Below are 14200 nucleotides of genomic sequence, written 5' to 3' on the forward strand. Positions count from 1 at the left end.
AAAACTTACTTAGTTGTTTTAAACGTTTTATCGAATCGTGGCATGGCATCTAATCGCCAGTTAGCACCTTCAGCCGTTTCGTGAAACCATTTTGGCTGTTGATTATCCCAGCTCCATTTTTCCATTTCGCGAACCATGTCCGTTAAAAGTGCTTTATTAGATTTACTTACATCGTGTTTTTCAGAAATATCGTTTTCGATATTAAATAACTGCCATGGTTGCTGGTTAACTTTTAATGCTTTCCATTGGTTCATACGAATTGCAGCATCGCTGTAACCTTTACGATGGCGAAGTGCATAAATAGGCTCATCTTTATGGGGGTTTTCATTTTTAATAAATGCAGGCCACATATTTGTACCATCTAAATGTTGGTTTTCTTCAACTTTAGCGCCCGCTAAAGCTGCAAATGTTGGGTATAAGTCAAGTGCCGATACAGGATGTGAAAAACGCTTGCCCGCAGGTACATGTTTAGGCCAATGAAACAACATAGGAACTCTAAAACCGCCTTCTTGTGTACTGCCCTTACCTGCTTTAAGTGGGAAGTTATTAGCGCCTTTACTTAATTTGCCACCGTTATCGCTCATAAATACGATAAGCGTATTATCATACTGATTATTTTTTTTCAGGGTTTCTACTAGTTTACCCACGCCGCGGTCAACTGCGTAAACCATACCTGCGTATGTTTTACGGTCTTTATTTTTTATATCAGGAAACATCGCCATATCTTCGTCTTTAGCTTGCAATGGCACATGCGGTGCGTTGTAAGCTAAATATAAAAAGAATGGATTTTTTTTGTCTGCTGCTTTGTCTACAAAATTAACGGCTTCGCGCGAAAGTGCATCAGTAATGTACTGCGTTTCTTTTACTTCTTTACCGTTGTGCTCTAGCGGAGTAATGTACTCAAAAATATTTTTTAAGCCTTGTGCCTTTTGCTTTTTATACTGAAGTTGATATTGGTCAGGAAAATAATTGTGCCCACCGCCTAAAAATCCATAGTATTCATCAAAACCACGTTTATTTGGATGATACTGCGGCGCACCACCTAAGTGCCACTTACCGAGAGCGCCAGTAAAGTAGTTATTTTCGTTTAATAGTTTACTAATAAACTTAGCGTCAGTAGGCACGCCTACGTTTGAGCCGCGTGTCGGTAAATTAAATTGTGAGCCAATCTTATGTGGATAACGACCGGTCATTAATGCCGCTCGGCTTGGGCCACAAAACGGGTGCGCTACGTAAGCGTCTGAAAAAGAAGTACCCGATTTAGCAAGATCATCAATATTTGGGGTAATAATATCCTTAGAGCCATTAAAACCAACATCTGCATAACCTAGGTCATCTGCAACAATAAGAATAATATTGGGTTTTTGTTCACTTGCGTGTATGCCCGCAGAGCCAATTAATAAGGCAAGCGATGATAAAGCGCTCAATAATTTTGTGTGTGTTTTCATAGTGCCAATCTCAATTTTGATAATAAAAAATAGCAGGCCAACTAAGGCCCACCAAAGGGCATTACTCGGCTATAAAAAAGCTTTCATGTGGTGATTAAATTTAGTTAATGATGGGTCTTCAATACGCTTAAGCTCTCCCGCCATTTTATGCACTAAATCAGTAAGCTGTTTTTTGTATTTAGGATTATCTATTTGGTTTGTGATTTCGTACGGATCGTTTTTTAAGTCGTATAATTCATCGCGGCTGTCGCCTGGATTCCATACAAATTTCATTTCAGGGGTACGTATAGCTCTAATACCAAACCATCCGCCGTTGTACCATTCGTAGGCATATAACGAAATATCATCTTTACCAGCATCGGCACTATCGCCTTGTTTCATCAATGGTAAAAGTGAACGCCCATCTTCGTCGCCATCAAGGGGTAGTGTCATCCACTGGCGAAGTGTTGGTGCTATGTCGAGCATAGACACTTGGCGGTTAATTATTTTAGGCTCAAGGCTAGGGTCACGAATAATAAGTGGCATACGCATTAATTCGTCATACGCATATGGGCCTTTGTCATAAAGGTTATGCTCGCCTAGCATACTACCTTGGTCGCCTACTAAAATAATGTGTAGGTCGTCGTATAAACCTTCTTCTTTGGCGGTATTAATAAGCTCGCCAACTGCGTGGTCAATCATGGCAATGGCACCATAGTAAAAACTATGCGCTTTGCGCCAATCGGTTTCAGTCATGTGGCTTACATCGTGCCAAGGCCACCAAATATCATCTTGCGCCATTGGTTTATGTTTACGTTCTATACCAAAGTTTTTAGGAAGTTTTATATCTTTGTAGTCGTACATGCTGGCGTAAGGCTCTGGTACGCGGTACGGCGGATGAGGTTGCTCAAAACTAACAATACCAAAAAATGGTTTGTCTGATTTGGCCGCATTTTGCAGCATTAATTTGCCTTCGTTTACTTCTTTAGCTGTTACTGTATCTGCGTATGTACCCGGAAGTGTTTTGTAGTAATCGTGCTTTTCGCCGTTTTTATCGCGTTCACCGGCATTCATACGGGCAACATTTTTTTGTGTACCATAAGGCGTAAAAGGACGGCCATTACGCTCTTCATCTTTATCGTGCCCCCACATAAAGTTTGCACCGCGCAGTGCTGGGCCTTGTGCACCTAAGTGCCATTTACCTACATAACTAACATCGTAACCTACGCTTGTTGCACGTTTAATTACGCTGCCTTCACTAAGTGATAACTCCGAAAGACGTGAATGATAAAGCCCCACGTTATCGTCAAGCCCCGTTTTATGTCCCCAGCGCCCAGTAAACATAGCAGCGCGCGAAGGAGAACATAAGCCAGTAGATGTCATCGCTTGATCAAAACGTGTACCTTCGTTTGCTAATGCGTCAATATTTGGCGTTGAAACTGGGCCATTACGATAAGAAAACGTATCAAAGCGCATATCATCAAACAGTAAAATCAGCACATTTGGCTTTTTGGCTTCAGAGTTTTTCAGCTCTGCATCTTTTGCATATAAATTGGGAGCAAATAATGTGCAGCACCCTAACAGCATCACCATTTTTATTTTAAATAAGTTCATGTGTGTGTCCTTTTAAACAACTAAAAATTGCTACGTCAGTGTTTTAGCAATCTGCCTGTACTTTATTATAAAAGTATAAAATTGATTTTAATAATATAAACATATGATGTTTAGCTTGGCAACAAATAAATTTAACTTTGGCTAATATTCATACTTTAAAATTTGTATAAATGTAGATGATGAAACACGCGTTTCATCATCTACATAAAAGGTATTAAATACTTTATTAGAATGGGCTTTAAGGTTTTTATTGCTTTAACCACGTTCTCACATAATCAATTTCCATTGATGTTGGAAAACCTTGTGCAGACTGATTATCTGAAGGATAAAATTGATTACATTTCCATTGTGTATGCGGTACGCGTAAGCCCTGCGACAATGTTAAGCTCATATCGCGGTGCCAGTACAAATTCTTTTTATAGCCAACCTGAACGTTATCTACATACCATGTAATGTCGTCTTTGGTTACATTAACCCCATAAGTATGAAAGTCTTCACTGGGATCAAATGGTAAGTGATAGCCATTATGGTTTGTTTCTGGCGAACTACCTGGTCGCATCCACTTGGGTGCGCCATCTTTTATAACAATATTATGTAGGTCGTGGTCCGACTCCTGAAACGTCTGTTTTTGAGTTAACTCAACTACGTCTATTTCACTATATTGCACATCACCTTCATTCGTTAAAGTACGATCTATTTTGCTGTACATCCAAAATGCAGGTGACACTCCCGGAAATTTATCCGCCCCCTTTATACGTGCCTCATAATATCCGTAATTCCCTGTTGCCCTAGATTTAGCAACTCCCGAAGTGTAAAACAATCTATAATTAGGCACTTTTGTTTTATTGCAGCCATCCCAGAACGTTCTTAAATGCGTTTCTCGTTTAGTGGTTAGTTTTAATATGCCTTCAGAAACACTGGCATTTTCATCTTTCCAAGACCAAACACCGTAGTTTTCTGTTTGAAAATTCCATTTTTCAGCATCTTTAATATCAAACTCATCTGAGCGTTCAGTTTGTAAAACCCAATTTTCGCCTGGTTGCGCAATATGAGGCATCGGCTGAGCATTAACCCCTGCACTACCAAGGATTAAGCTCAACGATATTGCTATTAGTTTAACCTTATTATTTGTTTTCATTTACTATCCACAACTTAATGTATCGTGTTAATTGAAAAGCGAGCACATAAGCATGTACTCGCTAAAAAACTATTTATTGAGCTGTAACTTCAACAAGCAAGACACCCTCAGAAGGAATATCAAAGCTGGTGTTCATTTTATTACTCGTCATTAAGTTTTTAACATGAATAGATTTACCATTTTTAAGCGACAGATCAACGGTTGCTGTTGTGTGGCCTAAATTTAAAATATTAACCAGGTAACTACCATTGTCTTGCTTAACAGTACGCCATGTTGTGGTTTTAAATGACTCACCATTATCTACTTTTACAACAACATCAGGCGTACTACCCGAAACCTCTGCAAGTGCAGTTTGTTTAATAGCTTCAACGTCTGCGCCTTTTGGCATAACAATAAGCTTACCTTTACTGGCAACTAACTTAGCCTTACGCGGATGCCCGTATTCATCTAAAGACAAGCTTTGCGCTGAGTCTAAAATAACGGTACCGCCTTTGTTTAAATACCCTTGAAGCGCTTTAAACTCTTCATCTGTAACAAAGTTATTGCGATAAACCAGTATTGCATCCCAGTTGCTATTGTCTTGCTTTACGATTACATCTTTAGTTGCAAAACCAAGCGGGAAACCTTCAAAAAATAAATTTTCGTAAAGTTTGTAGCCCTTTGTCATATAGTCGTTTGTATTAATTGCTGTTGTTTCAGAGTAAAACAAACGAAGTGGACGACGCTGCTCTCTAAGCTCAACAATTTCCTCAGAAAAACTATTAAGATCAAACATTACTTGGGTAACTTCGTTAGTTACGTGTGGCTGCATATTGTTAGAACCCGCAAAAGCACCGCCAAGACCTGGGTCAAAAAAGTCCAGATCGCCTTCTAAACGATCCTCTGGTGAACCATCTGGATCACGTGCCCAAAACCAGCCCATATTAGCATCCATTCCAAGTAAAGTTGCAAGCCAATAAACACTACGTACATAGCTTGTACGTGTGTCTAAATCTCGCCATTGACCCGATGATAAAAAATGAGACTCTGAATTTACATTAATTTTATTAGGCGCAACTGACTCCATAAAGTCATGAAACATAGTAACTATGCCCCAGTTATATGCGTACTTTTCAATCCACTTAGATGACTTACCTGGGCGAATATTTTCACTACCAAACGACTTAGCATCGTGCCCTACCATGGTTGTTAACTCAGCTAATGCTTCGGTATCAATACCGCCAGAGCGTGAATCGTCCATAAACATGCGCGGCATAATTTTTATATGGGTATCAGCGTCTTCATTTACAGAATGCAGTTCGTTTTGAACGTAAGTAAACCAGTCGGTGCTTCTGTCCATATTATAACGCGTCCAGTCGTACCACTTAGGCTCGCCTTTAATCGCAGGATCAATAGGTATCTCAATAGCTACATCTGTAAACTGGCTAAAATGCGTTCCCCAGTTTTCATTTAGCTCGTTAATATCACCTTGGTATTTTTTATCTAACCAACTTCTAAACTTATTTAGTGTGTATGAAGAGATGCTGGTCATTTCTTCATATTTTTGTGTCCAGTGGCCTTTTTCGGCGTACCAATGCGGCTCGTTAGCTAACACGAACCCAACTTCAGTAACTTTTTTACCTTTAGTAAGCTCGCCCGTTTTACGGATTATTTTACCCCAAATATCTCGCGCTAATGGGTTATCAATATCGAATCCTGTAAATAACGAGCGGCCTTTTCTAACTTCAGGCTCTTGCTCTTCAACCCACTTTGGAATACCCATTAACCAGTAAACTAAAAAACCAATGTTGGTATCAGGGATACGCGTCAGCTCTTTCATTAACTCTTCGTCAAAAGTGCCATCTTCACGCACTAAAAATGAATTAATGGCACGGTCGTGATCTACTGGGTATAAATCTTCACCGCCATGATAGAGCGCGCCTAAATGATCGTTATAAACATCTTTATTTGTAAGTGGCTGACCAACACTCTTTGAAAAATAGTCATATAAAAAAATAGGCTTGCCATTACTAACAAACATATTGTCTTGTGCTTTAGTCTTTTGCCAATCAACCTTATTTACAGGGCGGCGTTTAATTTCGCCTGCAAGCTCTTTAGACAAGTCATCAATACCTTTATCTAAAATTTGAATTACTTTTTCGCGTTCAAAATTTGGTAACTCTTTTGCTAACCTTTCCTTATCCGCAGCATAGTGGCGCTCGTAACCAAAAAGCTTTACAACCGCGTCGTAATTATTTTCATCCCAGTTAGCAAATTTTAAAAACTGCTCTGCAAACCAAACTACGCTTTCTTCACGAGTCACATCAATCTGTTTAGTTTGAGCTTGTTCCATCAGCTTTTTAAGTTTACTGATTTTTAAAAGAGCAGATTGCTCGTAACTATTTTGAGAAGCGCTTAGTGTTTCTGTGCTATCAACTTTAGCTACGCTTTCTTGCTGCGAGCACGCTGTTGTAAGTAGAAATAAGGGGGCTAGTGTGAAGCCTAATAGATGTTGTCTCATATTTTTCTCCCGTTGAGGTCGTTATGTGTTAACAGGTTTTTGCACTGCTGTTATTATTTAATATCGACAAGATACATCATATGTTTGCATTTGTAAGCTGTTTTAACTCTTTGCAACAAATTTATTTGCTGAATAATAAAATTGTGCTGTACCCGTTTAAGCAGGATTCAATAAATAGTTACAAATAAAAAATTTAACTACTACAACTTATCGTAAATAACACAAAGCATCCTATAAATTGGTTTATCTATAAATTTTATGCTAATTTCGCGGCGTAAAGTATCTATATAATTTATACAAATAATTAAAAAGGATTCTGTTTCTTGAAACTTACGCCGCCCTAAGTTAATGCCCCCCTTTCATTTATTTGCACATTATGTGCAACCTTAATCGCCGTCTGCGCGAGAATCACTGTTATTTAAATAAAATATTCCCCTATACTTTGGGAAACTAACTAATTAGGTTACTTACATGTTTGCTCACGTAAAAAGAGATTGGCTCTCTAATATTCGTGGCGATGTGCTTGCTGGTATTGTTGTGGCGCTTGCCCTAATACCCGAAGCAATTGCTTTTTCTATTATTGCGGGTGTTGATCCAAAGGTGGGGTTATATGCCTCATTTTGTATCGCGGTTATTATTGCCTTTGTAGGCGGACGCCCAGGTATGATTTCGGCGGCTACCGGTGCAATGGCGCTGTTAATGGTCACGCTGGTTAAAGACTACGGTCTTGAATATTTACTTGTTGCCACCTTACTTACCGGCGTAATACAAATATTTGCAGGGTTTTTAAAGCTCGGTGAATTAATGCGCTTTGTATCGCGCTCTGTTGTAACAGGGTTTGTAAACGCGCTGGCGATTTTAATATTTATGGCGCAGTTACCTGAGCTGACTAATGTTACTTGGCATGTTTATGCGATGACCGCAGCGGGCTTAGGTATTATTTACTTATTCCCATATATTCCAACTATTGGCAAAATACTCCCCTCTCCTTTAGTGTGTATTGTTGTTATTACACTGGTTTCACTGTTTTTAGGGCTTGATATAAGAACCGTTGGCGACATGGGCGAATTGCCTGACACTCTGCCTATATTTTTATGGCCTGATGTACCGCTAACACTCGAAACACTGCAAATTGTTTTACCGTATTCGATTGGCCTTGCGGTTGTGGGCTTACTTGAATCGATGATGACCGCCACTATTGTTGATGACTTAACTGATACAACGAGCGATCGTAATAAAGAGTGTAAAGGTCAAGGTATTGCCAATATTGGTGCAGGCTTATTTGGTGGTATGGCGGGTTGCGCCATGATTGGGCAGTCTATCATTAACGTTAAATCGGGCGGTCGTGGTCGGCTCTCAACGTTTATTGCCGGTTTGTTTTTAATCATCATGGTGGTGTTTTTAGATGAATGGCTACGGTTAATTCCTATGGCTGCATTAGTTGCAGTAATGATTATGGTATCGATTGGTACGTTCTCATGGGCATCAGTTAAAGATTTAAAAAAGAACCCGCTTTCGTCAAATGTAGTGATGATTTCCACCGTTATTGTGGTGGTTGCTACACATAACCTAGCCATTGGTGTTTTAGTTGGCGTATTGTTAGCAACGTTGTTTTTTGCCAATAAAATTGGCCGCTTTATGGTGGTTAAAACCAATCATGATGAAATCAATGACCAAATAACTTATGAAGTTGTTGGCCAAGTATTTTTTGCCTCTGCTGAGCAATTTATAGCGTCGTTCGATTTTAAAAATGCGGTTGCTAATGTAGTAATAGATTTAACCCATGCCCACTTTTGGGATATAACAGGTGTATCGTCACTCGACAAGGTGGTTATTAAATTTAGGCGTGAAGGCGCAACAGTTCATGTTATTGGTATGAATAGCGCAACCGAAACCGTTGTTGATAAGTTTGGTGTGCACAATAACCCTGAAGAAGTCGAAAAACTACTTGGCGGACATTAAGGAGAATGTAATGACTAAAATAATTACCTGTGTTGATGGCTCAGCCATCACTAAAAATGTAACCGAAGCCGCTATTTGGGCTTCAAAAAAACTAAATAAACCCATTAGTTTTGTGCATACGCTTGAAAAAGCCCAGCAAACTAATATCGGCAACTACTCTGGCAGCATTGGGATTGGCGCGCATTCTTCGCTGCTTAGTGAAATGGTAGCCCTTGACGAGCAGCGCTGCAAAGTAAGTTTAAAAATGGCTGACGAATTATTAAACTCAGTAAGTGAGCATGCTAAATCGGCAGGCATTACTAATTTTGAGTTAATTAAGCGCCACGGTGATTTGCTCGATACCGTTATCGACTTTAAAGACGACACTCGCCTTATTGTTATTGGGCAGAATGGTACTGGACATAGTAATAGCTTAGCGGTACTTGGCTCACATATAGAAACCCTAATACGCAATGCAACCCAACCTATTTTGCTTGTTCCTGAAACGTTTAAACAACCTACGTCATTTATGATTGCGTACGATGGCCGCGAAACAGCCGACAAAGCGCTACAACAAGTTATTGATGGCGGTTTATTACACGGCTTACATTGTCATTTAGTGAGTATTAAAAACAACGAAGAAGACCTTGAAGAAAAGTTTATTAACGCGCAATACAAACTCACCAGTATGGGTTTTAAAGTATCAGCAAGCTTTTTAGAGGGCAATATTTTTGACTCGTTAATGCAATACAAAGAGCAAAATAATGCAGAACTAATTGTAATGGGTGCGTTTGGGCACTCTAAGCTAAGGCAGTTTTTTGTAGGCAGCAACACCATTAAAATGCTCGAAAACAGCGATGTGCCAGTGGTTATTTTGAAGTAAATGTCACTTTTAAGTAAGTGGTTATTTTAAAATAAATTTAACAGCCTGCGCCAAAAAGCCTAAAATCACTTAACTGATGTTAGGCTTTTTGTTTTTGGCTAAGCTTAGGTTTTAGCTTTAAAGTAAGGTTGAGAGTCGCTTTATTTTTTAACTTCAAACTTTTCGAATAAAAACTGAATAAACGACGTGGGAGTTAGGGCGCTTAAAAAGCCTGACTGCCTGAAATAATAGATACCCACACATCGGCATTTTCATCAACACTACCTGCAACCACAAACGGTAACTGCTCAAAAAATGTTTGATGCTGCTCTGGCATAAATGAGCGCACGGCACGTTTGCCAAATGTTGCCATTATTTCTCGTTTACCGAGTTTGTCTTGTATTGCCAGCTCGCCTTCATGAAAAGGGGAAGCATCTATTGAGTATGTGTTAGCCATTTTGATCGTAATTTGTGTGCGTATTTCATGGGGTAAATTTAACGCAATATACAATGAATGATAATGGGTGTTTTATTGACTGATAATGCACAAAACAATGACAATACTTGCACCCTCTTAGTGCCCAGCGCGCACCAACATATAACAAAATAGGTTTTATCCTCACTCTAAAAATGCATTAAATACTATTTAAACAATAACTTAAAAAACTGGCTGTGTTTTTGCAAACATTCTATTAACAAGCCCGTTTTACTTACGGCAAAAATTTAGGTTGTGAGCACAATAGCTATTAGCAACCATCGGCAAAGAAGCCCGCACACAGTTATGCATAATGCGTATTTGTGGCGGGCTTTTTTGTTAATTGTATTTAAACCGTCACTTTAAGGAATGCCCTATGCAAACCTCGCAAAAAATACTCATTATTGGTAATGGTATGGTCGGACACCACTTTGTTGAGCAAATGCGCCAAAGCGATGCCAACGCAGACATTACTGTACTTTGCGGAGAAGCAAATCTTGCATACGATCGCGTGTACTTATCAAGTGTATTTGATGGTAAAACAGCCGCCGATTTAGCACTTACCACTCACGACAACTATAAACAGCTTAATATTAATGTGCATACCAGCCAGTGGGTTGAAGGCATTGATAGATCAGCAAAAATAGTGACCACGCTAACGGGTGAGCAATACCCGTACGACAAACTTATACTTGCAACAGGTTCCTTCCCGTTTGTGCCGCCTATAAAAGGTAACGACCAACCCCATTGCTTGGTGTATCGCACATTAGAAGATTTAGAACAAATAAAAGCCAGTGCAGCCGTAAGTAAAAGCGGTGTAGTTATTGGCGGTGGTTTATTAGGGCTTGAAGCCGCAAATGCAATTAAACAACTAGGGCTTGATACCCACGTAGTTGAATTTGCGCCGCAGCTTATGGCTGTTCAGCTTGATGGACAAGGCGGTACGCTACTAAAAAATAAAATAGAAAAACTTGGCGTAACAGTGCACACATCAAAAGCGACCAGCGAAATAGTAAAAGGCGAAACGAGCCGCTTTAGATTAAACTTTTCGGACGAAACATTTTTAGAAACAGACCTAATTTTGTTTTCTGCCGGTATTCGCCCGTATGACCAACTTGGTAAGATTGCCGACTTAGAGCTGGGTGAGCGCGGCGGTATTATTATTAATAACCAATGCCAAACGTCAGACCCTGATATTTTAGCCATTGGCGAATGTGCCCTGTGGGACAAAAAACTATTTGGCTTAGTAGCACCGGGTTACAACATGGCGCGCGTTGCAGCGAGCCAATTAAGTGGTGGCGAGCTTGAGTTTTTAGGTGCTGATATGAGCACAAAACTTAAGTTATTAGGCGTAGAAGTAGGCTCAATTGGCGACGCTCATGCAAAAACGCCAGACTGCAAAGAACTTATATACCAAGACGCTATTCGCGGGTGTTATAAAAAAATCATACTAAGTGAAAAAGGCGATAAATTACTGGGCGCTGTACTTGTTGGCGACACCAGCGATTACGATACTTTATTACAGTACATGCTTAACGACATGGACTTACCCGAAAACCCTGAGTGTTTAATTTTACCAGACAGCGGTGGCGCACCGTCGCTATCGGGCAGCGCCCTACCCGACACCGCCACTATTTGTTCGTGTCACAATGTGAGTAAAGGCGACATTGTAGGTGCCATTGATGGCGGCTCATGCGATTTAGCATCGGTAAAATCATGCACTAAAGCAGCAAGCGGCTGTGGTGGTTGCGCAGCGTTATTAAAGTCAGTTGTTGATAACGAATTAGCGAGTCGCGGTGTTGAAGTAAATAACCATGTATGTGAGCACTTTGCGTATTCACGCCAAGAACTACTGCACATGGTGAAAGTAGAAAGCATTAAAAGCTTTGATGATTTACTAACTAAACATGGCAGCGGTCATGGCTGTGAAATATGTAAACCTGCCATTGGTTCTATTTTAGCCTCAACATGGAACGACTTTATTTTAGAGCCCGCCCATGTTGGCTTGCAAGATACTAACGATACGTACTTAGCAAACATGCAAAAAGATGGTTCGTACTCTGTAGTACCGCGTATTGCTGGCGGCGAAATAACACCCGACAAACTAATTGTAATTGGACAAGTAGCCAAAGACTTTAACCTGTACTGCAAAGTAACGGGTGGTCAGCGTATTGATTTATTTGGTGCGCGCTTAGAAGAGCTTCCTGTTATTTGGGAGCGATTGATCGAAGCCGGATTTGAGACCGGTCATGCTTATGGTAAGTCTCTTAGAACCGTTAAATCGTGTGTGGGTAGTACTTGGTGTCGTTATGGTGTGCAAGACAGCGCTGGACACGCAATAGAAATTGAAAACCGCTATAAAGGACTGCGTGCACCGCATAAATTTAAAATGGCGGTATCGGGTTGTACCCGCGAATGCGCCGAAGCACAAAGTAAAGATATTGGCATTATAGCCACCGAAAACGGCTGGAACTTATACGTGTGTGGTAATGGCGGTATGCGCCCTCGCCATGCTGATTTATTTGCTACCGATTTAGACACACCAACACTCATTAAATACATTGACCGCGTAATTATGTTTTACATTAAAACGGCTGACAAATTACAGCGTACGTCGGTATGGATGGAAAACCTTGAAGGCGGTTTAGATTACCTTAAAAGCGTAGTTATTGACGACAGCTTAGGTATTTGTGACGAGCTAGAAGCGCAAATGGAGTTAATTACACAAACCTACGCCTGTGAGTGGAAAAAAGCGATTGAAAGCCCTGATGCAGCCAAACGATTCCGCCAGTTTGTTAATAGCCCCGAAACCGACGACAACATTTTATTTGTGCAAGAGCGTAACCAAATTCGCCCTGCAACAGAAGCCGAAAAACGTGAGCAACGTAATACACAAAACCGTATTCCAGTAATGGAAGTTGAAGAGGAGCAAGCTGATGTCTTGGCATAATATTGGAACAATCGACAACCTAGTGGCTAATAGCGGCGTATGCGCACTAGTTAATAATCAGCAAATTGCTATTTTTTACATTCCACAAAATCCAACGGCTGTGTTTGCCATTAGCAACTACGACCCTATTGGCAAAGCGAATGTATTATCGCGTGGCATTATTGGCTCAATCGACAATAAATTAGTTGTCGCCTCGCCTTTATATAAGCAACACTTTTGCCTAGAAACAGGCGAATGTTTAGAAGCAGAAGCAATACACTTACCGGTTTTTAATGCAAAAATTGAAGACGGCAGTGTATTTATAAGCTCTGAACCAAAAGTTACAACAGCTGTGGCTTAGGGGAATATTATGAGTGTACTGTCTTATTTTTCGGGTATTGAAAACGTGTGGTTAAATAAGCTTGTTACTAAGCTAACAAGCTCAAATAGTCGCAGTGCTAAAAGTGGCAACGTTTATATAATTGGTGCCGGTCCAGGAGACGCAGAGCTAATTACGGTAAAAGCGCAGCGTTTAATTAATACCGCCGATGTTGTTTTATACGATTGGTTAGTAAGCGATGATTTACTAAAAACACTGCCTAAAAAAGCGCAGCGTGTATTTGTAGGTAAACGTGCTGGTAAGCACTCGATGACCCAAGCTAAAATTTGCGAACTACTGGTTAAATACGCGCAACAAGGCTTAAACGTAGTGCGTTTAAAAGGCGGCGATCCAAGTATATTTGCACGTATTAACGAAGAAGCCGATGCGCTTACAAAACATAATATTAATTTTGCGATTGTTCCGGGTGTCACAACGGCTAGCGCTACTTCTGCTTATACAGGTATTCCGCTTACAGCAAGAGACGTAGCGCGCAGTGTTACGTTTTTAACGGCGCAGTTTGCCGATCCTAACAAGCAGCCTCATTGGAAAAATTACGCATTTGAGCAAGGCAATAACAACCCTACTTTAGTGGTTTATATGGGACTTTCGCGCCTACAAGCACTAAGCAACGGTTTACAATCAGTAGGTTGGCCAAGTGAAACGCCCATTGCACTAATCGAAAATGCCACTACCACTAAGCAAAAAGTAATTACTAGCACGCTTGAGGAAATAGTAAATGAGCACGCTAAACACAATCTTCAAGGCCCTACCCTAATTATGATTGGCGAAGTAATAAATCATAAAATGGCAATTAGCCCTGAGTTATTAAACAGTATGAATGTTAACGCATGATACAAAATGAATAATGCACTTTTCGCGCTTACTACCTCCCCAGGAGTAGGCGCTTTTTTTGTTTTTAATTTGGGTTCAAG

10 protein-coding genes are annotated in these 14200 nt (G+C 40.3%); 5 read left to right on the forward strand and 5 right to left on the reverse strand.

The annotated features are described in order from the left end of the window. Window positions 1-5: 5 nt before the first annotated feature. The 4 genes from PX700_RS01030 to PX700_RS01045 form a co-directional block, all read right to left on the reverse strand. Entirely contained in the window at window positions 6-1448 is a 1443-nt protein-coding gene (locus PX700_RS01030) for a sulfatase-like hydrolase/transferase (protein WP_479519586.1), read from the reverse strand. Window positions 1449-1517: 69 nt separating this feature from the next. After that, entirely contained in the window at window positions 1518-3041 is a 1524-nt protein-coding gene (locus PX700_RS01035) for a sulfatase-like hydrolase/transferase (protein ID WP_024594196.1), read from the reverse strand. Window positions 3042-3288: 247 nt separating this feature from the next. After that, window positions 3289-4179 carry a family 16 glycosylhydrolase gene (locus PX700_RS01040; protein ID WP_479519587.1) on the reverse strand — a complete coding sequence of 297 codons (891 nt, stop codon included), beginning with the start codon at window positions 4177-4179 and terminating at the stop codon, window positions 3289-3291. Window positions 4180-4252: 73 nt separating this feature from the next. Continuing rightward, complete coding sequence (locus tag PX700_RS01045; RefSeq protein WP_479519588.1) at window positions 4253-6679, reverse strand: alpha-amylase family protein; 2427 nt, start codon at window positions 6677-6679, stop codon at window positions 4253-4255. Between the two features lie 471 nt (window positions 6680-7150). Between PX700_RS01045 and PX700_RS01050 the strand changes: the two genes are divergently transcribed. Further along, window positions 7151-8641: a SulP family inorganic anion transporter gene (locus PX700_RS01050; protein WP_479519589.1), complete on the forward strand. Its 1491-nt coding sequence runs from the start codon at window positions 7151-7153 to the stop codon at window positions 8639-8641. A gap of 10 nt (window positions 8642-8651) precedes the next feature. Then, window positions 8652-9503, forward strand: a complete 852-nt coding sequence (locus tag PX700_RS01055) for a universal stress protein (RefSeq protein ID WP_479519590.1) — start codon at window positions 8652-8654, stop codon at window positions 9501-9503. 202 nt (window positions 9504-9705) lie between these two features. On the opposite strand, the gene PX700_RS01060 is transcribed toward PX700_RS01055, so the two are convergent. Further along, window positions 9706-9939: a hypothetical protein gene (locus PX700_RS01060; RefSeq protein WP_479519591.1), complete on the reverse strand. Its 234-nt coding sequence runs from the start codon at window positions 9937-9939 to the stop codon at window positions 9706-9708. Between the two features lie 394 nt (window positions 9940-10333). On the opposite strand from PX700_RS01060, the gene nirB reads away from it, so the two are divergent. The 3 genes from nirB to cobA are packed head-to-tail and all read left to right on the forward strand — an operon-like array spanning window position 10334 to window position 14120. After that, window positions 10334-12907, forward strand: coding sequence for a nitrite reductase large subunit NirB (gene nirB, locus PX700_RS01065; RefSeq protein ID WP_479519592.1), 2574 nt, complete (start codon window positions 10334-10336; stop codon window positions 12905-12907). Then, complete coding sequence (gene nirD, locus PX700_RS01070) at window positions 12894-13247, forward strand: nitrite reductase small subunit NirD (protein ID WP_197118770.1); 354 nt, start codon at window positions 12894-12896, stop codon at window positions 13245-13247. The genes nirB and nirD overlap by 14 nt, the downstream gene beginning before the upstream one ends. Before the next feature lie 9 nt (window positions 13248-13256). Beyond that, complete coding sequence (gene cobA, locus PX700_RS01075) at window positions 13257-14120, forward strand: uroporphyrinogen-III C-methyltransferase (RefSeq protein WP_479519593.1); 864 nt, start codon at window positions 13257-13259, stop codon at window positions 14118-14120. Window positions 14121-14200: the final 80 nt, after the last annotated feature.

This window comes from Pseudoalteromonas sp. TP27 (assembly GCF_056470645.1).